Below are 18,090 nucleotides of genomic sequence, written 5' to 3'. Positions count from 1 at the left end.
ACGTGGCTAAAAAATCTATGATAGCGAAACAAAAGCGTACTCCTAAGTTTAAAGTACAAGAGTATACACGTTGCGAACGCTGCGGTCGTCCGCATTCTGTATACCGCAAATTTAAACTTTGCCGTATTTGTTTCCGTGAACTTGCATATAAAGGTCAAATTCCTGGTGTTAAAAAAGCTAGTTGGTAAAACCCACAAATGGGAAGGAGGTAAAACACATGGTGATGACAGATCCAATTGCAGACATGCTTACTCGCATCCGTAATGCGAACATGGTACGTCATGAGAAATTAGAGGTTCCTGCTTCTAAAATCAAAAAAGAGATCGCTGAACTTTTAAAACGTGAAGGTTTCATTCGTGATGTAGAATACATCGAGGATAACAAACAAGGTATCCTTCGTATTTTCCTGAAATATGGTGCAAACAATGAACGTGTAATCACTGGATTAAAACGTATCAGTAAACCTGGCTTACGCGTTTACGCTAAAGCTGACGAAGTACCACGTGTACTTAACGGATTAGGTATCGCTCTTGTTTCTACATCTAAGGGAGTAATGACAGACAAAGACGCTCGTCAATTACAAACTGGTGGAGAAGTAGTAGCATACGTTTGGTAATATATATTTAAAACGAACGGAGGTGTGACCACATGTCTCGTATTGGTAAAAAGATTCTTGAAATCCCTGCAGGTGTTACTATTACAATTGCAGAAGACAATACTGTAACAGTAAAAGGCCCTAAAGGTGAATTAACTCGTAAATTCAATGCTGATATGTCTATCAAAATTGAAGAAAATACACTAACAGTTGAGCGTCCATCTGAACAGAAGGAACACCGTGCATTACACGGTACAACTCGTGCTTTAATCGGAAACATGGTTGAAGGTGTAACTGCAGGTTTCGCACGCGGACTTGAATTAGTCGGTGTTGGTTACCGTGCTCAAAAACAAGGAGATAAACTTGTTTTAAGCGTAGGTTATTCTCATCCAGTAGAAATGACTCCGGAAGCAGGTCTTGAAGTTGAAGTACCTGCACCAACTAAAATCGTAATTAAAGGTATCGACAAGCAACGTGTTGGCGAATTTGCTGCTAACATCCGTGCTGTACGTGCTCCTGAGCCTTACAAAGGTAAAGGTATTCGTTACGAAGGCGAAGTTGTTCGTCGTAAAGAAGGTAAAACTGCTAAGTAAACCCGTTAGGTGAGAGAAAGGAGTGACAAGAAAATGATCACTAAAGCTGATAAAAATGCGACTCGTAAGAAAAGACATGCACGTGTACGTGCTAAACTTACTGGTACTGCAGAGCGTCCACGTTTAAACGTGTTCCGTTCTAACCAACATATTTACGCTCAAGTTATTGATGATGTGAATGGTGTAACGTTAGTAAGTGCATCTACTCTTGATAAAGACCTTGCTCTTAACGGTACTAGCAATACTGAAGCTGCTACGAAAGTTGGAGAATCAGTTGCTAAGCGTGCTGTAGAGAAAGGCGTTAAAGAAGTAGTATTCGATCGCGGTGGTTACTTATACCATGGCCGTGTTAAAGCTCTAGCTGAAGCTGCTCGTGAGGCTGGATTACAATTTTAATGGTCAAAGGAGGGAAAATTGATGCATCGCATTGACCCAAGTAAATTAGAACTTGAAGAACGTGTAGTTACGATAAATCGTGTCGCGAAAGTTGTTAAGGGTGGTCGTCGTTTCCGCTTTGCTGCACTAGTTGTAGTTGGCGATAAAAACGGTCATGTTGGATTCGGTACTGGTAAAGCACAAGAGGTACCAGACGCAATTCGCAAAGCTATCGAAGACGCTAAGAAAAATTTAATCGCTGTACCATTAGTTGGTACAACAATTCCACACACAATCAACGGTCACTTTGGAGCTGGTGAAGTATTCTTAAAACCTGCTGCTGAGGGTACTGGTGTTATTGCTGGTGGACCTGTTCGTGCGGTTCTTGAATTAGCTGGTGTACAAGATATTCTTTCGAAATCTCTTGGTTCTAACACACCAATCAACATGATTCGCGCTACTGTGAACGGATTAAGCGAACTTAAGCGCGCTGAAGATGTTGCAAAATTACGCGGTAAATCTGTAGAAGAGCTACTAGGTTAAGGAGGGAAAACAAATGGCGAAAAAGTTAGAAATTACCCTCACTCGTAGTGTAATTGGTCGTCCACAAGATCAACGTGCGACGGTAGAAGCTTTAGGTCTTAAAAAGTTGAATTCAACTGTAGTTAAGGAAGAAACTCCTGCTATTCTTGGTATGATCAACAAAGTTTCTCACCTTTTAACTGTAAAAGAAGCTTAAGGATAACTCATTAATATAAGGAGGTGCCTGGGAATGAAACTTCATGAATTAAAACCTGCAGAAGGTTCTCGTAAAGTACGTAACCGTGTCGGTCGTGGTATCGGTTCTGGTAACGGTAAAACTGCTGGTAAAGGTCATAAAGGACAAAACGCACGTTCTGGTGGCGGTGTTCGTCTTGGCTTCGAAGGTGGTCAAACTCCATTATTCCGTCGTTTACCAAAACGCGGCTTCACAAACATTAACCGTAAAGAGTTTACTATTGTAAACTTATCAACGTTAAATCGTTTTGAAGATGGTACAGAAGTAACACCTGAATTATTGCTGGAAACTGGCGTTATCAGCAAGTTAAACGACGGTGTTAAAATTCTTGCAAGCGGAGCAGTAGAGAAAAAACTAACTGTTAAAGCGCACAAGTTCTCTTCAAGTGCTAAAGAAGCAATTGAAGCAGCTGGCGGATCAGTTGAGGTGATCTAATGTTTCGTACAATCTCCAACTTTATGCGCGTTGCTGAGATAAGACGTAAAATATTATTCACTTTAGCGATGTTAATCGTATTCAGGATTGGCACGTTTATCCCAGTGCCATTTACAAATGGAGACGTACTGAAAGCACAAGACCAATTAAATGCTTTAGGCATCCTAAATACATTTGGCGGTGGCGCCTTGAAAAACTTCTCCATCTTCGCGATGGGAATCATGCCGTATATTACAGCATCCATCATCGTGCAATTATTGCAGATGGATGTTGTTCCTAAATTTTCGGAATGGTCGAAGCAAGGTGAAATGGGCCGTCGTAAACTAACGCAATTCACGCGTTACTTTACAATTGTTCTTGCGTTTATTCAGGGGTTTGGTATGTCAATCGGTTTTAACGGTATGGTAGGTGGGCAATTAATTTTGAATCCTGGTTGGAGCACTTATTTATACATTGCTACGGTACTGACTGCTGGTACTGCATTTTTAATGTGGTTAGGCGAACAGATTACAGCTAAAGGTGTAGGTAATGGTATTTCCATCCTTATCTTTGGCGGTATTGCTGCAGCGATCCCAAGTGTTATATCTCAAGTGTATCAACAACAGTTTCAAAATATCGGAGATCAATTGTTCATGAGTATCGTTAAAGTTGCATTGATTTTACTAGCTGTGCTAGCAGTTATTGTTGGTGTTATTTTCATTCAACAAGCTGTTAGAAAGATCCCAATTCAATACGCGAAGCGTGTAACAGGAGGGAATGGGAATCATGCTGGAGCACAAAACACACATTTACCGCTTAAGGTAAATAGTGCGGGTGTTATTCCAGTCATTTTTGCTGTTTCATTCTTAATTACGCCTCCAACTATTGCACAGTTCTTCCCGAAACATGATGTATCGCAGTGGATTATTGCAAACTTTAACTATTCTCACCCAGTGGGAATGATCATATATGTTGCGCTCATTGTAGCCTTCACATATTTCTATGCATTTGTTCAGGTTAATCCAGAGCAAATGTCAGAGAATCTAAACAAGCAAGGTGGATATGTTCCAGGTATTCGTCCGGGTAAGAATACAGAACAATATCTAACAAAAATCTTGTATCGTTTGACCTTTGTAGGATCAATTTTCCTAGCAGCGATTGCAATCTTACCAGTTATTTTTACGAAATTGGGAAATCTTCCTCCATCTGCACAGATTGGTGGAACGAGTATGTTAATCGTTGTCGGCGTTGCTTTAGAAACAATGAAGCAGCTAGAAAGCCAACTGGTAAAACGCCATTACAAAGGGTTTATCAAGCAGTGAGTAAGTGGGAAGAACTATCTTCCCTACATGCTCATGTACTGAGGGGGAACAAGGATGAACTTAATTTTAATGGGGCTTCCTGGTGCTGGTAAAGGTACACAAGCCGAACAGATTGTAGCCAAGTATAACATCCCTCACATTTCAACAGGAGATATGTTCCGTGCAGCTATGAAGGCTGAAACTGAAATGGGTCTACAAGCAAAATCTTTTATTGATAAAGGTGCACTTGTTCCAGATGAAGTTACAATCGGAATTGTTCGTGAACGTTTAAGTCAAGAAGACTGCGTAAGAGGTTTCTTACTAGACGGTTTCCCACGAACTGTTGCACAAGCATCAGCTCTTGAAGAGATTATGAAAGATCTTGGCAAAAAAATCGACTATGTTTTAAACATTAATGTGGATTCAGGGTTGTTATTAAAACGCCTTACAGGCCGTCGCATTTGTAAAGAGTGCGGTGCGACTTACCACTTAGAATTCAATCCACCAGCAAAAGCTGATGTGTGCGATAAATGTGGTGGCGAATTATACCAACGTTCTGATGACAATGAAGAAACTGTAGCAAATCGTTTAGATGTAAATATTAAGCAAACAAAACCTTTGCTTGATTTCTACGACGAGCTTGGTTACTTAAAAAGCATTAATGGTGAGCAAGATATCAATAAAGTATTTGCTGATATCGATGTTCTCATCGGAGGCTTAGCGTAATGATCATCTGCAAAACTCCTCGCGAGATAGAAATCATGCGAGAAGCTGGCAGAATCGTTGCTTTAACTCATCAAGAGTTGAAACAGCACATTACTCCAGGAATTACAACGAAAGAGCTCGATCAAATAGCGGAAAAGACGATTCAAAAATATGGTGCTACGCCATCTTTTAAAGGATACAACGGATTTCCGGGGAGCATATGTGCTTCTGTAAATGAAGAGCTTGTACACGGAATTCCAGGAAAGCGCAAGCTCAAAGAGGGCGATATCATCAGTATCGATATTGGTGCGAAATACAATGGGTACCATGGAGATTCTGCATGGACGTATCCAGTTGGAAACATTTCTGAATCTGTTCAAAAGCTACTTGATGTCACAGAAAAATCGTTGTATCTTGGTCTAGAACAAGTAAAACCAGGCGAGAGATTATCAAATATCTCACATGCGGTTCAAACCCATGCTGAAGAGAATGGATTCTCGATCGTTAGGGAGTATGTTGGTCACGGAATCGGGCAAGACTTACATGAGGACCCTCAAATCCCGCACTATGGTCCACCAAATAGAGGCCCTAGATTAAAGCCGGGAATGGTCATCTGTGTTGAGCCGATGGTGAATCAAGGAAGACGATATGTAAAAACACTATCTGATGACTGGACAGTGGTAACGGTAGATGGTAAATGGTGTGCCCATTTTGAGCACACGATTGCTCTTACAGAAGCAGGATACGAAATCCTTACCACTTTATAAGTAGCTGGCTCTCCGGGATTTCAGAGCAGTGTAAAATGTTACTGATTTGAAGAAGGGAGAACTATTGAATGGCTAAAGATGATGTAATTGAAGTCGAAGGTACCGTTCTTGAAACGTTGCCAAATGCTATGTTCAAAGTAGAATTAGAGAATGGGCATGTCGTATTGGCTCACGTTTCTGGTAAAATCCGTATGAACTTCATTCGTATTTTACCAGGAGACAAAGTTACGGTAGAATTATCTCCGTACGATTTAAATCGTGGTCGTATTACGTACCGTTTTAAATAATATAGCACTCCGTAATCTTTAAGGAGGTTCGAGACATGAAAGTAAGACCGTCAGTTAAACCAATCTGCGAAAAATGTAAAGTTATTCGTAGACGTGGAAAAGTAATGGTTATTTGTGAAAACCCTAAACATAAACAAAAACAAGGTTAATCAGAAGGAGGTGCATTCAGAATGGCACGTATCGCAGGTGTAGATATTCCTCGAGACAAACGCGTTGTTATTTCTTTAACTTACGTATTCGGCATTGGTCGCACAACTGCTGAAAAAATTCTTACTGAAGCTGGTATTTCTTCAGAAACACGAGTTCGTGATTTAACGGAAGACGAATTAGGACGTATCCGTGATGTTATCGATCGTATTAAAGTTGAGGGAGACCTTCGTCGTGAAGTATCTCTTAACATTAAACGTCTAATGGAGATCGGTTCTTACCGTGGTCTTCGTCACCGTCGTGGTTTACCAGTTCGTGGTCAAAATTCTAAAAACAATGCTCGTACACGTAAAGGTCCACGTCGTACAGTAGCAAATAAAAAGAAATAATAAGTAAAGGAGGTTGAACTAACAATGGCACGTAAAACAAACACTCGTAAAAAACGTGTGAAAAAGAATATCGAAGCTGGTATAGCTCATATTCGTTCTACTTTCAACAACACAATCGTAACACTTACAGATACTCACGGTAACGCACTTTCTTGGTCTAGTGCTGGTGCACTTGGTTTCCGTGGATCTCGTAAATCTACTCCATTCGCTGCGCAAATGGCTGCTGAAGCTGCTGCTAAAGTTGCAATGGAGCACGGTTTAAAAACTTTAGAGGTTACTGTTAAAGGTCCTGGTGCTGGTCGTGAAGCTGCAATTCGTGCTCTTCAAGCTGCAGGTCTAGAAGTAACAGCAATTAGAGATGTTACTCCAGTTCCTCATAATGGATGTCGTCCGCCAAAACGTCGTCGTGTGTAATTTTTCTGTATAGAATTTTCCCTTTTGTCTATAATGGATATGATGCATTATCGAGAAATTTCGTACAGAAACATCGCTTGTTGTGCACAATCGGGAACTGCCTAAGGGGGACTTTCGGTTAGACAGGGGTTATACCTTTGTTTAACCGGGGTTTCGACGTTTTGAAGGAGGGTTTAGTTAATGATTGAAATCGAAAAGCCGAAAATCGAAACGGTTGAACTTAACGAAGATGCTAAATATGGTAAATTCGTAATTGAACCGCTTGAGCGTGGATATGGTACTACTTTGGGTAACTCCTTACGTCGTATTCTTTTATCCTCACTCCCTGGTGCCGCTGTTACTGCTATCCAAATCGATGGCGTATTACATGAATTTTCAACAGTTGAGGGCGTAGTAGAAGACGTTACGACGATCATCTTAAACTTGAAAAAGTTAGCTCTTAAAATCTACTCTGAAGAAGAGAAGACGTTGGAAATTGATGTGCAGGGCGAAGGTATTGTCACAGCTGCTGATATTACTCACGATAGTGATGTAGAAATCTTAAATCCAGATTTACACATTGCAACGTTAGCAAAAGATGCGCATTTCCGCGTGCGTTTAACTGCAAAGCGTGGCCGTGGGTATACGCCAGCTGATGCAAATAAAAGCGAAGATCAACCAATAGGAGTAATTCCTATTGATTCTATTTATACTCCAGTATCACGTGTGACTTACCAAGTGGAAAAGACACGTGTCGGACAAGTGGCTAATTATGATAAGCTTACGCTTGATGTATGGACGGATGGAAGCATCGGGCCAAAAGAAGCTATCTCTTTAGGTGCCAAAATCTTAACTGAGCATTTAAATATCTTTGTTGGTTTAACTGATGAAGCACAAAATGCTGAGATTATGGTCGAGAAGGAAGAAGATCAAAAAGAGAAAGTTCTTGAGATGACTATCGAAGAACTAGACCTTTCTGTTCGTTCTTATAATTGCCTAAAACGTGCAGGAATTAATACTGTACAAGAGCTTGCGAACAAAACAGAAGAAGATATGATGAAAGTTCGTAACTTAGGACGTAAATCCTTAGAAGAAGTTAAACATAAACTTGAGGAATTAGGTTTAGGTTTACGTAAAGACGACTGAGGATTTAAACCCATGAACAAAGGAGGGAACTACGAATGGCATACAGAAAATTAGGCCGTACAAGTGCGCAACGTAAAGCTATGTTACGTGACTTAGCTACTGATTTAATTATCAACGAGCGCATCCAAACGACAGAAACTCGTGCAAAAGAACTTCGTTCTGTAGTGGAAAAAATGATCACTTTAGGTAAACGCGGAGATCTTCATGCTCGTCGTCAAGCAGCAGCTTTCATTCGCAATGAAGTAGCTAACGCTGAGACTGGTCAAGATGCACTTCAAAAATTATTCGCTGATGTAGCTCCACGCTATGCTGAGCGCCAAGGCGGATACACTCGTATTGCAAAAATTGGTCCACGTCGCGGAGACGCAGCACCAATGGTAATTATCGAGTTAGTATAATGATAATTAAAAGGGCAGGACAGTTCTTTTCAAGAAACTGGTCATGGCCCTTTTTTTTAAATATAAAAATAGGCGAGCTTGGCGAAGGAAAGGGTGCCTTCTATTGAAAAAAGAGAAACTTCGGATAGGAAATATATCATTTCAATATCCTGGGGCAGCCACGTATGCATTAAAAGATGTTTCATTTTCCTTATATGAGGGAGAATGGGTATCTATTATTGGACAAAACGGTTCAGGAAAGTCTACACTTGCAAAATTATTGAATGGTTTGTTTTTGCCGGAAGCAGGGACTATTACAGTAAATGATTCAATGGTTTTATCAGAGGAAACGGTATGGGATGTTCGAAAACAAATTGGAATGGTATTTCAAAATCCAGATAATCAATTTGTTGGAACAACAGTGCAAGATGATGTTGTATTTGGTTTAGAGAATATCGGAATGCCAAGAGAACAAATGATTGAAAGATTAGAACAGGCCTTACGACTTGTCCGTATGGAAGATTTTCTTAATGATGAGCCTCATTCCTTATCTGGTGGGCAAAAACAGCGAGTGGCAATAGCGGGCGTTTTAGCACTTCAGCCATCTATTTTAATATTAGATGAAGCAACGTCAATGTTAGATCCTCAAGGAAGACGTGAAGTAGTAGAAACGGTTAGACAACTTGTTAATCAAAAAGGTATTACCGTGTTATCAATTACGCACGATTTAGAAGAAGCGGCGCAGTCAGATCGTGTCATTATTTTAAATAAGGGAGAAATATTAGAGGAAGGGACTCCAGAGAAAATTTTCAAGTCCTCTCATATGCTCCAAGAAATTGGCTTAGATGTACCGTTTTCGGTGAAAATAGCAGAATTATTAAAAAGAAATGAAATTCTTTTGCAAAATACGCATCTTACAATGGAAAGCTTGGTGAACGAACTTTGGAGATTACATTCCAAAAAGTAGAACATCGTTATCAATATAAAACTCCATTTGAAAGACGCGCACTTTATGATGTAGACGTGTCGTTTCCAAGTGGGGGCTATTATGCCATTATCGGTCATACTGGTTCAGGTAAGTCGACGATGATTCAACATTTAAATGGTTTATTGCAGCCGACAAATGGTACAGTTCAAATTGGTGAACATTTGATTTCGGCAGGAAAGAAAGAAAAAAAGCTAAAGCCACTACGTAAAAAAGTAGGGGTTGTCTTTCAATTCCCGGAACATCAGTTGTTTGAAGAAACTGTGGAGAAAGATATTTGCTTCGGACCTACTAATTTCGGGGTATCTGGAGACGAAGCGAAGCAAAAGGCTAGAGAGGCAATAGAACTTGTAGGGCTAGAACCGGAACTGTTAACATGTTCTCCGTTCGAATTAAGTGGTGGACAAATGAGACGTGTTGCTATAGCGGGTGTACTGGCAATGGAACCTGAAGTGCTTGTATTAGATGAACCTACAGCAGGTCTAGATCCAAAAGGGCAGAACGAACTTATGCAGATGTTTTATAAGTTGCATAAGGAGAAAGGGCTTACAGTTATCCTTGTAACGCATAATATGGAAGATGCTGCTCAGTATGCGGAACAAATTGTAGTTATGCATAAAGGAACGGTCTTTTTGCAAGGAAGTGCAGAGGAAGTATTTTCACATGCTGATGAACTAGAGAAAATTGGTGTGGATCTTCCTATGTCATTAAAGTATAAACGTGCAATTGAAGAGAAGTTTGGTATTTCAATTCCAAAGGCTACCTTATCTTTAGAGGATCTTACTCATGAAGTTGTGCAGGTGTTACGAAAAGGTGGTCATGAATCATGCAGCAGTTGATTATTGGGAGATATATCCCGGGGAATTCACTTATTCATCAACTTGATCCACGTACGAAGCTGCTGATTGTCTTTTTATATGTATTTGTTGTTTTCTTAGCAAATAATGCGATTTCATATGGATTTTTATTTTTATATGCACTCATTGCTTTATTTTTTGCAAAAGTGCCGATTCGTTATGTACTTTCGGGCTTAAAACCAATTTTATGGATTTTTCTTTTTACATTTTTCCTGCATATTTTTACAAATAAAGAGGGGGATGTACTACTCCAGCTTGGTTGGTTTTCGATACATGAAAAAGGATTAGAGCAAGGGATATACATTTCTGTACGGTTCTTCGTTATTATTTTAATGACGACATTATTAACGTTAACGACGACACCTATTGAAATTACAGATGGTTTGGAGACGTTATTAAAGCCATTGAAGCGTATAAAGGTTCCTGTTCATGAAATCGCATTAATGATGTCAATTTCTCTTCGTTTTATCCCGACATTAATGGATGAAACGAGTAAAATAATGAAAGCACAAGCATCACGTGGTATTGATTTCGCTGGTGGACCGATAAAAGATAGAATGAAAGCTATTATCTCACTGCTCGTTCCTCTGTTTATCAGTGCTTTTAAGCGTGCAGAGGACTTAGCTATTGCGATGGAAGCTCGTGGATATCAAAGTGGTGAAGGACGTACTAAATTTAGGCAACTACGCTGGAAAACAAGCGATACAGTAACGATTGTAAGCTTATTTTGTTTAGCTTGTATTTTGGCATGGGTGCGATCGTAATGGAGAATAGAGAAATGGATAGAATAAAATGTACGGTTGCATATGATGGTATGCATTTTTGTGGTTATCAAATTCAGCCGAAGCATCGTACTGTTCAACAGGAGATAGAAAAAGCATTACAGAAATTGCATAAGGGAGAACTTGTTCGTGTTCAGGCGTCTGGTAGAACAGATTCTACGGTTCATGCAAAAGGGCAAGTAATACACTTTGATACTCCTTTGTCTCTTGAGGAGTGGCAATGGAATAACGCTTTAAATACAATGTTGCCAGATGATATTGTTATTAGGCGAGTAGAGAAAAAAACAGAAGAATTTCATGCACGTTACGGTGTTGAGAAAAAAGAATATCGTTATCGTGTATTATTATCAAAGACTGCGGATGTATTCCGTAGAAATTACGTATATCAATATCCATATCCGCTCGAAATCAATTCTATAAGAAAAGCAATTCCTTATTTTATTGGAACGCATGATTTCACTTCTTTTTGCTCGGCAAAAACTGACAAAAAAGATAAAGTGCGAACAATTTATGAAATCGAGTTAATTGAGCAAGATGATGAATTAATTTTTCGTTTTGTAGGTAATGGATTTTTATATAATATGGTCAGAATTATTGTTGGTACGTTACTTAACGTAGGGCAAGGAAAGCTTGATCCTGATAGCATTCCAGAGATTTTAGCGAAACAAAATCGTCAGTTTGCTGGAAAGATGGCTCCAGGTCATGGGCTTTACCTATGGGAGGTAAACTATAACAACTAATCCTGGTGTAACATTTGCTTGACATTAGAAACTCAAAAGTATATCATAACATATGGTATTGTTTCTAAAACCACGATTAGCCCCGGAAGGAAATCGTGTTTAAGATAAACAATAGATTTTTTCTATGGAAAAGATAACGAGGAGGGAAACACATGCGTACGACTTTTATGGCAAAAGCTAACGAAGTTGAGCGTAAATGGTATGTGGTTGATGCTGAAGGTCAAACTTTAGGTCGCCTATCTACTGAAGTAGCATCCATTTTACGTGGTAAAAACAAACCTACATTTACACCACACGTTGACACGGGTGATCATGTAATTATTATTAACGCTGAGAAAATTCATTTAACAGGTAATAAATTAAACGATAAAATTTACTACCGTCACACTAACCACCCAGGTGGACTTAAGCAAAGAACAGCTCTTGAAATGCGTACAAACTACCCTGTACAAATGTTAGAGCTTGCAATTAAAGGCATGCTTCCAAAAGGACGCTTAGGCCGTCAAGTTTCTAAGAAACTTAACGTGTATGCTGGAGCAGAGCATCCACACCAAGCACAAAAACCAGAAGTTTACGAACTTCGCGGATAATTAATTAAAGGAGGGCTTACTTTGGCACAGGTTCAATACTATGGCACTGGACGTCGTAAGAGTTCAGTAGCGCGCGTACGCCTAGTTCCAGGCGAAGGACGCGTTATCATTAACGGTCGTGATTTTGAAAACTATATCCCATTTGCTGCATTACGTGAAGTAGTGAAACAACCTCTAGTTGCAACAGAAACTTTAGGTAACTACGATGTACTTGTAAACGTAAATGGTGGTGGATACACTGGTCAAGCTGGTGCTATTCGTCACGGTATTTCTCGCGCTTTATTAAAAGCTGATCCAGAATACCGTCTAACACTAAAACGTGCAGGTCTATTAACTCGTGACGCACGTATGAAAGAGCGTAAAAAATACGGTCTTAAAGGCGCACGTCGTGCACCTCAGTTCTCAAAACGTTAATTTTTGCGAACTACAAACCCCAACCATTTTGGTTGGGGTTTTTTTGTGTTTCATTCCTCTTTTACAATTTTTTTAGCTTGGAATATTTTAGTGCTACGGCCTCGCGTATGCTTCTTCTTTAGAAGTTTAGACTAATACGTATTAGGGAGGTTTATAAGTACTATGAATGTCATTGTCAGCTTACAAGAAAAACAAAAAGAAAAGCAGTTAAAATACGAGCGGAAGATGCTGCGAGAATTATCATTAAAAACATTGCGCTCAAATATTCGTGATGCCTTTCAAATGCAAGAGCTTCATCGTCAGTATGAAGATTACTGTATTGAATTAGGGATAGAATCTTATTTATTAGGAGCGAGATATAGTAAATTTGGTTATTATGGTGAATCGTTTTTTGATGTGAAATATAGAGCTTTAGAAGAAGAACAACAATTAACTGAAACGCTATTTCAATTTTTAACGAGTATGACTATGCGAGAAATAAAGTTGAAAGATGAGGAATTACTTTTTGAATCTTGTCAGCAGTTTATAGGATTGTGGTGGCAAGAAGGGTATGAAAAAGGTGAAAGAAGATATCGATTAAAGCTTCATTAAGACAAGCATAAACTTTCCTCTTGTCCCATATAAGTAATTAGAGGGACTAGCTGGAGGAGGAAAGGTATGAAGAGAATTCGAATTATCTCTTTTGCACTCGCTGCGGTTGTTTTGTTTTTTTTAGTCAAACAAGAATTTCAAATCACAAAATCGTGGCGAGCTTGGAATTTACCCTTATCAGGGAAAGTAATCGTATTAGATGCTGGGCATGGTGGACCAGATGGAGGGGCTGTTGGTGGAAAGGATATTATAGAAAAGGATATTACGCTTGAAATTACAAAAAAGGTACAAGACTATTTACAAGAACAAGGTGCACTAGTTATTTTAACGCGTGAGGGAGATTATGATTTAGCTAACAAAGATACAAAGTCATATAGTAGACGTAAAGCGGAGGATTTAAAAAAACGTGTAGAAATCATCAATAAACCAGATATAGACTTTTTTGCAAGCATTCATTTAAATGCTTTAACTAGTAGTGGATCGAAAGGCGCACAAACATTCTACTATCGCTCTTCAATTGAAAATGAACGTGCTGCTAAATTTATACAGGCTGAATTGAGAACGAGTTTAGAAAATACGAATCGTTCTGCTAAAACAATTTCTCACGTATACTTATTGAAGTATGCGAAAACACCAGGTGCTTTAATTGAAGCCGGCTTTTTATCGAATGTGAACGAAAGGTATATGTTAAATTCGGAGAAATATCAACAGAAGGTAGCAGCTGCAATATACCGTGGTATATTGCGTTATTTCACGGAAAAAGGAAATCCTCCAGAATAAGGAGGATTTTTTTGAGTTTCTCTCGTTAACGAAGTTTTCGGAAAATATGTTATACTGGAAATGTAAACGCATTAATTTGAAGAATAAACAAAGATGAATTCAATTAACATTACGTTATTTTTCATACAGGGGGCTGGGTTAATTATGGTAACGAAAGAACAAGTGGTTGAAGCGTTAGAAGGGATTGTAGATCCGTTTTTACATAAAACATTAAAAGAAACAAGTGCAATTAAAGAGGTAACAGTCAAGCCTGAGAAGGAACATGTGAGTGTCAAAATTGCAATCGTAAAAACTGGTACAGCGGAACAAATGCAGTTGCAGTCTGGAATTGTAAAGTTAGTAAAAGAACTTGGAGCAGCAACAGTTGGACTTCGTTTTGCAGAATTTACAGAAGAGGAATTAGCTCAGTTTGCACCAGAACAAGAAGCAGAGCAAAGTGAATCTTTATTGTCACCAAATTCAAAAACGACATTCTTAGCAGTAGCGAGTGGAAAAGGTGGCGTGGGAAAATCAACCGTTTCCGTTAACCTTGCAGTTGCTTTAGCTCGTTTAGGAAAAAAAGTTGGTATTATTGATGCGGACATTTACGGTTTTAGTGTGCCAGACATGATGGGGATAGAAAAACGTCCCATCGTAAGAGGTGACAAGATAATTCCGGTGGAACGTTTAGGTGTAAAGGTAATCTCAATGGGCTTCTTTGTAGAGGATAATGCACCAGTTATTTGGAGAGGACCTATGCTTGGGAAAATGTTAAACCACTTCTTCACAGAAGTGGAATGGGGCGATTTAGATTATTTAGTACTAGATTTACCACCAGGAACAGGTGATGTTGCGTTAGATGTGCACTCAATGTTGCCATCTTGCAAAGAGATTATTGTAACGACGCCTCATCCAACAGCTGCGTTTGTAGCAGCGCGTGCTGGAGCGATGGCATTACGCACTGAACATAGTATTCTCGGTGTTGTTGAGAACATGGCATATTTTGAAAGTAAGGTAACTGGTGAGAAAGAATATGTATTTGGAAGAGGCGGGGGAGATAAGTTGGCTACCGAACTACAAACGAATGTTCTTGGTCGTATTCCGCTGCAACAACCTGATTGGAATAAAGAAGACTTTGCTCCTTCAGTATATGAAGATACACATACAACCGGCATTATTTATAGTAAAATAGCCGAAGTGGTAATTGATAAAACAGCTGTTACACAAAAATAAAGTGAAACTTTAATCAGTGGAGTTCATCTGTTACTGGCAACAATAAGGGTTTTGTTACTAGTAAACTTTTCGCTTAACTAGAGGGCCATTTTGTCTGTTAATAGCAAGATAAAGTAATAACGAGTGGACAATTTATACATTGTCCACTCGTTATTATAGTTATTATTTTCACTGTTCTTCCTTCTTCTCGCCTTGAGAACCACCGTCACCGCCTGCTTCTTTCTTATCAGATCCACCTTTTTCAGCCTTTTGTACACCTTTACTAATGATATCAATCATCTTGGATTGGAAGAGTGGACTTTCAGCAGTTTCTGTTAGTACTTGTTGTAGATATTGACGGTATTCTTTACTCTTCATTGTTTGTAACATCATTTTTTCTACTTCAGGATTTTTCATGATTTCTATAACGCCTGCTTGGTATTCAGGGTCTTTTAATAAGGTTTTCATTAATTGGGTTTGTTCTTTCCCCATACTTTTAGCGAACTTCGATGAGAACTCAGGATCTTTAAAGAGCTTTTCCCAGAATTGTTGCCCTTTATCGGATACCATTGCATCTTCAATCGTTTTCTTTACTACTGTTTCATCTAGTATGAGTGCTTGTTTCATTTTTTCATCAGTTAATACATCTTGAATAGCTTTCTTACCTTGATCTGTTTTTAAAATATCAACAATCATTTTCTTTGTTTGATCGTAATCTAGTTCGGATTTCGTTTCTTTTCCTTGTGCGCATGCTACAAGTGCGATAAGTAGAAAAGAAGAAACGAAAATGAATAGTATCCGTTTCATAAGTTGGAACTCCTTTCAGCACAGTTCTCTCTTTTTAATATAAATATCTTTAAGGAATTTATACATGAACATGGCTAGCTTTTTGAAATTGTCATTGATACAATTTAATTAGAAATATAAGGATAATGGGGGATGTGTTGTGAATAGCCGCAAGTGGGTACGACTATTTTTAACGACGTTGTTTCTTGGTGGGATTAGCACAGTTATTATTGGTTTTGTTTTGGAGTGGGACAGGTACAATGAATTTTTTCAAAATTTCGACGTTAAGGAGATTTTAGCGGTATCTTTCTGGTTGATGGGTGTAGGATTTATTTTTAGCGTTATAAGTCAAATGGGATTCTTTGCATATTTAACAATCCATCGTTTTGGACTAGGGATGTTTCGCTCATCGTCTTTATGGAATGCAGTCCAGCTCTTCTTTATTGCATTCGTATTATTTGATTTTGTGTATTTAAGGTCTGTACTTATTGCAAATGGGGAAGTCTCATTGGGGAATAACATACTTGTTGCTGGAATTTTATTTGTGTTTGGAGCAATTGTTGCTTATGTAAAAAGTAAAGAAACAAATAAAAAAGCATTTGTGCCAGCTCTGTTCTTTATGGTTGTTGTAACAATTCTTGAATGGGTACCGGCGCTTCGGATTAATGATACAGATTGGTTATATTTAATGGTTATACCGCTATTGTTATGTAATGCATATCAATTACTTGTATTACATCGTTTAATCGGAAAAACGAGTAAACCTGCTTAATAGAGAGAGGTTTTATACACCGGCAGTTATATTACTGGAAATGGTGTGATTAAAAAAGCTCTACCACCTTCTTGAAAGGTAGTAGAGCTTTTTATACGTGAAGAGTAGTAGGGACGAAGCTATTTCACATCTTCACTTTTCGTACTTGTGTTGGAAATAAGTTGTGATACGGATATTTGCTCATATCCATCACTTTTTAATTTTTGCAGGAGCAGCGGTAAAGCTCTATTTGTTTGAAGGGCAGAATCGGATGCGTGTAATAAGACAATATCTCCACCTTTCAAATTATTAGAGACGGTGGAAACGATGTGGTTTACACCTGGGTTTTTCCAATCGTTTGAATTATTACTCCAATGCACGACGGTGTATCCAAGTGATTCTGCAATTTTAAGGGTTGCCTTGTTAAATTCGCCACTAGGTGGACGTAACAGTTTGACTTGTTTTACACCAAGTTTTGTAAAAACATCTTGTGCTCGTAAAAGGTCTCGTCTTATTTCATTCGTCTCTAGAGAAGTATAAGATGTGTAATTGTAACCCATACTACCGATTTCGTGTCCATCTTTCATGATGCGCTCTACAATATCGGGGTGTCTTTCGGCCCATGCAGCAGAAAGGAAGAAGGTTGCATTCTTAATTTCTCTTTCTTTAAGAGTATCAAGGATTGGAATTGCTTTTTTGTCTCCCCAACTAATATCAAACGTAAATGCAACTTGCTTTTTAGCGGTATCTCCTTTGTAAATTACTTTAGGGCCTGTAGCAGTTGAAAAAGCAGATTCATGTGAATATGTTTTTAAAAAGAGTAGCCATGCTGTAAATAAGGAAAGTATCACTATTAAGCTAATGTGTTTAAAAGTTCTTTTACTCGTAATAAAAAAGAAAAACATAATATTACGCCCCTTTGTCCAATCCTTTTCAGTTACATATATGCTGGAAATATAAAAAAGAGAACAAAGGATTAATATCGTAAGTAGTGGATATAATGAATGATAGGATTGTAATAAGTGAAAATGAGCGGAACGTTTATTGTTACGTAAGGAATTATTGAGGTGATCATTTGCTTGGGCTGATGTTGACAAAAGAAGAGAGAAAAGAGATGGAATACATATTAAAGAGAGAGTTAGAGGAACTTTTATTTGATTTTGAAGATGAGCGTATTCATGAAGTTGTAAAAAAGGCGATGGAAGAAAGATATAAAATCATTTTTTGTTTGTTTCGGAGAGTTGCTAACGCAGAGGAATGTATTCGTTATGTAAGAAGAAGAACTTTTTATTAAAAAGTATTGACGTTAATAGTTTGTATATGGTAAATTAATAAACGTCGCTGATGCGGAAACGC

Annotated in this window: 29 protein-coding genes; 27 read left to right on the top strand and 2 right to left on the bottom strand. The window is 38.5% G+C overall.

What is annotated here, in order from left to right; all coding sequences use genetic code 11:
• Positions 1-2: 2 nt before the first annotated feature.
• From rpsN to DN403_RS17730, 25 genes are all read left to right on the top strand, one after another.
• Positions 3-188, top strand: a complete 186-nt coding sequence (rpsN, locus tag DN403_RS17850; protein WP_001085700.1) for a 30S ribosomal protein S14 — start codon at positions 3-5, stop codon at positions 186-188.
• Between the two features lie 29 nt (positions 189-217).
• Positions 218-616, top strand: coding sequence for a 30S ribosomal protein S8 (rpsH, locus tag DN403_RS17845; RefSeq protein WP_000245511.1), 399 nt, complete (start codon positions 218-220; stop codon positions 614-616).
• A 32-nt stretch (positions 617-648) separates the two neighbouring features.
• Positions 649-1,188: a 50S ribosomal protein L6 gene (gene rplF / locus DN403_RS17840; protein ID WP_000086551.1), complete on the top strand. Its 540-nt coding sequence runs from the start codon at positions 649-651 to the stop codon at positions 1,186-1,188.
• A 33-nt stretch (positions 1,189-1,221) separates the two neighbouring features.
• On the top strand, positions 1,222-1,584 hold the full coding sequence (gene rplR, locus DN403_RS17835) for a 50S ribosomal protein L18 (RefSeq protein ID WP_000628818.1): 363 nt from the start codon (positions 1,222-1,224) through the stop codon (positions 1,582-1,584).
• 21 nt (positions 1,585-1,605) lie between these two features.
• A complete protein-coding gene (gene rpsE / locus DN403_RS17830) occupies positions 1,606-2,106 on the top strand; it encodes a 30S ribosomal protein S5 (protein WP_000554646.1) in 501 nt (166 codons plus the stop codon).
• Between the two features lie 13 nt (positions 2,107-2,119).
• Entirely contained in the window at positions 2,120-2,302 is a 183-nt protein-coding gene (rpmD, locus tag DN403_RS17825; RefSeq protein WP_001085233.1) for a 50S ribosomal protein L30, read from the top strand.
• 33 nt (positions 2,303-2,335) lie between these two features.
• On the top strand, positions 2,336-2,776 hold the full coding sequence (rplO, locus tag DN403_RS17820) for a 50S ribosomal protein L15 (protein WP_000766083.1): 441 nt from the start codon (positions 2,336-2,338) through the stop codon (positions 2,774-2,776).
• Positions 2,776-4,077, top strand: a complete 1,302-nt coding sequence (gene secY, locus DN403_RS17815) for a preprotein translocase subunit SecY (protein WP_000490118.1) — start codon at positions 2,776-2,778, stop codon at positions 4,075-4,077. The genes rplO and secY overlap by 1 nt, the downstream gene beginning before the upstream one ends.
• A gap of 54 nt (positions 4,078-4,131) precedes the next feature.
• Positions 4,132-4,782 carry an adenylate kinase gene (locus DN403_RS17810; RefSeq protein WP_001048995.1) on the top strand — a complete coding sequence of 217 codons (651 nt, stop codon included), beginning with the start codon at positions 4,132-4,134 and terminating at the stop codon, positions 4,780-4,782.
• Positions 4,782-5,528: a type I methionyl aminopeptidase gene (gene map, locus DN403_RS17805; RefSeq protein WP_000582539.1), complete on the top strand. Its 747-nt coding sequence runs from the start codon at positions 4,782-4,784 to the stop codon at positions 5,526-5,528. The genes DN403_RS17810 and map overlap by 1 nt, the downstream gene beginning before the upstream one ends.
• A gap of 68 nt (positions 5,529-5,596) precedes the next feature.
• Positions 5,597-5,815 (top strand): translation initiation factor IF-1, encoded by a 219-nt coding sequence (gene infA, locus DN403_RS17800; protein ID WP_001029884.1) that lies wholly within the window; start codon positions 5,597-5,599, stop codon positions 5,813-5,815.
• A 35-nt stretch (positions 5,816-5,850) separates the two neighbouring features.
• Positions 5,851-5,964 (top strand): 50S ribosomal protein L36, encoded by a 114-nt coding sequence (gene rpmJ, locus DN403_RS17795; protein ID WP_000868344.1) that lies wholly within the window; start codon positions 5,851-5,853, stop codon positions 5,962-5,964.
• Between the two features lie 21 nt (positions 5,965-5,985).
• Positions 5,986-6,351 carry a 30S ribosomal protein S13 gene (gene rpsM, locus DN403_RS17790; protein ID WP_000090792.1) on the top strand — a complete coding sequence of 122 codons (366 nt, stop codon included), beginning with the start codon at positions 5,986-5,988 and terminating at the stop codon, positions 6,349-6,351.
• A gap of 24 nt (positions 6,352-6,375) precedes the next feature.
• A complete protein-coding gene (gene rpsK / locus DN403_RS17785; RefSeq protein WP_000101797.1) occupies positions 6,376-6,765 on the top strand; it encodes a 30S ribosomal protein S11 in 390 nt (129 codons plus the stop codon).
• Positions 6,766-6,945: 180 nt separating this feature from the next.
• Positions 6,946-7,890 (top strand): DNA-directed RNA polymerase subunit alpha, encoded by a 945-nt coding sequence (locus tag DN403_RS17780; protein ID WP_000569643.1) that lies wholly within the window; start codon positions 6,946-6,948, stop codon positions 7,888-7,890.
• A gap of 35 nt (positions 7,891-7,925) precedes the next feature.
• The gene (rplQ, locus tag DN403_RS17775; protein ID WP_000331490.1) at positions 7,926-8,288 is read left to right on the top strand and encodes a 50S ribosomal protein L17; all 363 of its coding nucleotides are present in this window, start codon (positions 7,926-7,928) and stop codon (positions 8,286-8,288) included.
• Between the two features lie 103 nt (positions 8,289-8,391).
• Positions 8,392-9,234: an energy-coupling factor ABC transporter ATP-binding protein gene (locus DN403_RS17770; RefSeq protein WP_000711763.1), complete on the top strand. Its 843-nt coding sequence runs from the start codon at positions 8,392-8,394 to the stop codon at positions 9,232-9,234.
• A complete protein-coding gene (locus tag DN403_RS17765; protein ID WP_000406528.1) occupies positions 9,210-10,091 on the top strand; it encodes an energy-coupling factor ABC transporter ATP-binding protein in 882 nt (293 codons plus the stop codon). The genes DN403_RS17770 and DN403_RS17765 overlap by 25 nt, the downstream gene beginning before the upstream one ends.
• Positions 10,079-10,873 (top strand): energy-coupling factor transporter transmembrane component T family protein, encoded by a 795-nt coding sequence (locus DN403_RS17760; RefSeq protein ID WP_001186530.1) that lies wholly within the window; start codon positions 10,079-10,081, stop codon positions 10,871-10,873. The genes DN403_RS17765 and DN403_RS17760 overlap by 13 nt, the downstream gene beginning before the upstream one ends.
• Positions 10,874-10,887: 14 nt before the next feature.
• A complete protein-coding gene (gene truA, locus DN403_RS17755; protein ID WP_002084072.1) occupies positions 10,888-11,631 on the top strand; it encodes a tRNA pseudouridine(38-40) synthase TruA in 744 nt (247 codons plus the stop codon).
• A gap of 152 nt (positions 11,632-11,783) precedes the next feature.
• Positions 11,784-12,221, top strand: coding sequence for a 50S ribosomal protein L13 (gene rplM / locus DN403_RS17750; RefSeq protein WP_001260795.1), 438 nt, complete (start codon positions 11,784-11,786; stop codon positions 12,219-12,221).
• Between the two features lie 21 nt (positions 12,222-12,242).
• Positions 12,243-12,635, top strand: coding sequence for a 30S ribosomal protein S9 (gene rpsI / locus DN403_RS17745; protein ID WP_000079986.1), 393 nt, complete (start codon positions 12,243-12,245; stop codon positions 12,633-12,635).
• Between the two features lie 162 nt (positions 12,636-12,797).
• Positions 12,798-13,226, top strand: coding sequence for a DUF2521 family protein (locus tag DN403_RS17740; protein WP_001101005.1), 429 nt, complete (start codon positions 12,798-12,800; stop codon positions 13,224-13,226).
• 66 nt (positions 13,227-13,292) lie between these two features.
• Positions 13,293-14,006, top strand: coding sequence for an N-acetylmuramoyl-L-alanine amidase CwlD (gene cwlD, locus DN403_RS17735; RefSeq protein ID WP_000822437.1), 714 nt, complete (start codon positions 13,293-13,295; stop codon positions 14,004-14,006).
• A gap of 144 nt (positions 14,007-14,150) precedes the next feature.
• Positions 14,151-15,218 carry an Mrp/NBP35 family ATP-binding protein gene (locus tag DN403_RS17730; protein ID WP_000256626.1) on the top strand — a complete coding sequence of 356 codons (1,068 nt, stop codon included), beginning with the start codon at positions 14,151-14,153 and terminating at the stop codon, positions 15,216-15,218.
• A gap of 168 nt (positions 15,219-15,386) precedes the next feature.
• Here DN403_RS17730 and gerD read toward each other — a convergent pair whose 3' ends face one another.
• Complete coding sequence (gene gerD / locus DN403_RS17725; protein ID WP_000821601.1) at positions 15,387-16,004, bottom strand: spore germination lipoprotein GerD; 618 nt, start codon at positions 16,002-16,004, stop codon at positions 15,387-15,389.
• 139 nt (positions 16,005-16,143) lie between these two features.
• Here gerD and kbaA point away from each other — a divergent pair, with 139 nt between their 5' ends.
• On the top strand, positions 16,144-16,755 hold the full coding sequence (gene kbaA, locus DN403_RS17720) for a KinB signaling pathway activation protein KbaA (protein WP_001088533.1): 612 nt from the start codon (positions 16,144-16,146) through the stop codon (positions 16,753-16,755).
• Between the two features lie 119 nt (positions 16,756-16,874).
• Here the strand turns inward: kbaA and pdaB are convergent, their stop codons facing one another.
• Positions 16,875-17,639: a polysaccharide deacetylase family sporulation protein PdaB gene (pdaB, locus tag DN403_RS17715; RefSeq protein ID WP_000464716.1), complete on the bottom strand. Its 765-nt coding sequence runs from the start codon at positions 17,637-17,639 to the stop codon at positions 16,875-16,877.
• Positions 17,640-17,809: 170 nt separating this feature from the next.
• Between pdaB and DN403_RS17710 the strand changes: the two genes are divergently transcribed.
• A complete protein-coding gene (locus tag DN403_RS17710) occupies positions 17,810-18,028 on the top strand; it encodes a hypothetical protein (RefSeq protein ID WP_000901146.1) in 219 nt (72 codons plus the stop codon).
• Positions 18,029-18,090: the final 62 nt, after the last annotated feature.

The sequence above is a fragment of the Bacillus sp. AY2-1 genome (assembly GCF_008368965.1).
In the GTDB taxonomy this organism is placed as follows: domain Bacteria; phylum Bacillota; class Bacilli; order Bacillales; family Bacillaceae_G; genus Bacillus_A; species Bacillus_A thuringiensis_S.
The sequence above is the reverse complement of the archived record's forward strand: the minus strand, read 5'-3'. Positions and strand labels throughout refer to the sequence as shown.

Excerpts from the sequence above, each read along its gene's own strand:
- rpsH (WP_000245511.1), top strand. The coding sequence starts at position 218 with ATGGTGATGACAGATCCAATTGCAGACATGCTTACTCGCATCCGTAAT.
- rplF (WP_000086551.1), top strand. The coding sequence starts at position 649 with ATGTCTCGTATTGGTAAAAAGATTCTTGAAATCCCTGCAGGTGTTACT.
- rplR (WP_000628818.1), top strand. The coding sequence starts at position 1,222 with ATGATCACTAAAGCTGATAAAAATGCGACTCGTAAGAAAAGACATGCA.
- rpsE (WP_000554646.1), top strand. The coding sequence starts at position 1,606 with ATGCATCGCATTGACCCAAGTAAATTAGAACTTGAAGAACGTGTAGTT.
- rpmD (WP_001085233.1), top strand. The coding sequence starts at position 2,120 with ATGGCGAAAAAGTTAGAAATTACCCTCACTCGTAGTGTAATTGGTCGT.
- rplO (WP_000766083.1), top strand. The coding sequence starts at position 2,336 with ATGAAACTTCATGAATTAAAACCTGCAGAAGGTTCTCGTAAAGTACGT.
- secY (WP_000490118.1), top strand. The coding sequence starts at position 2,776 with ATGTTTCGTACAATCTCCAACTTTATGCGCGTTGCTGAGATAAGACGT.
- DN403_RS17810 (WP_001048995.1), top strand. The coding sequence starts at position 4,132 with ATGAACTTAATTTTAATGGGGCTTCCTGGTGCTGGTAAAGGTACACAA.
- map (WP_000582539.1), top strand. The coding sequence starts at position 4,782 with ATGATCATCTGCAAAACTCCTCGCGAGATAGAAATCATGCGAGAAGCT.
- infA (WP_001029884.1), top strand. The coding sequence starts at position 5,597 with ATGGCTAAAGATGATGTAATTGAAGTCGAAGGTACCGTTCTTGAAACG.
- rpmJ (WP_000868344.1), top strand. The coding sequence starts at position 5,851 with ATGAAAGTAAGACCGTCAGTTAAACCAATCTGCGAAAAATGTAAAGTT.
- rpsM (WP_000090792.1), top strand. The coding sequence starts at position 5,986 with ATGGCACGTATCGCAGGTGTAGATATTCCTCGAGACAAACGCGTTGTT.
- rpsK (WP_000101797.1), top strand. The coding sequence starts at position 6,376 with ATGGCACGTAAAACAAACACTCGTAAAAAACGTGTGAAAAAGAATATC.
- DN403_RS17780 (WP_000569643.1), top strand. The coding sequence starts at position 6,946 with ATGATTGAAATCGAAAAGCCGAAAATCGAAACGGTTGAACTTAACGAA.
- rplQ (WP_000331490.1), top strand. The coding sequence starts at position 7,926 with ATGGCATACAGAAAATTAGGCCGTACAAGTGCGCAACGTAAAGCTATG.
- DN403_RS17760 (WP_001186530.1), top strand. The coding sequence starts at position 10,079 with ATGCAGCAGTTGATTATTGGGAGATATATCCCGGGGAATTCACTTATT.
- truA (WP_002084072.1), top strand. The coding sequence starts at position 10,888 with ATGGATAGAATAAAATGTACGGTTGCATATGATGGTATGCATTTTTGT.
- rplM (WP_001260795.1), top strand. The coding sequence starts at position 11,784 with ATGCGTACGACTTTTATGGCAAAAGCTAACGAAGTTGAGCGTAAATGG.
- DN403_RS17740 (WP_001101005.1), top strand. The coding sequence starts at position 12,798 with ATGAATGTCATTGTCAGCTTACAAGAAAAACAAAAAGAAAAGCAGTTA.
- cwlD (WP_000822437.1), top strand. The coding sequence starts at position 13,293 with ATGAAGAGAATTCGAATTATCTCTTTTGCACTCGCTGCGGTTGTTTTG.
- DN403_RS17730 (WP_000256626.1), top strand. The coding sequence starts at position 14,151 with ATGGTAACGAAAGAACAAGTGGTTGAAGCGTTAGAAGGGATTGTAGAT.
- gerD (WP_000821601.1), bottom strand. The coding sequence starts at position 16,004 with ATGAAACGGATACTATTCATTTTCGTTTCTTCTTTTCTACTTATCGCA.
- pdaB (WP_000464716.1), bottom strand. The coding sequence starts at position 17,639 with ATGTTTTTCTTTTTTATTACGAGTAAAAGAACTTTTAAACACATTAGC.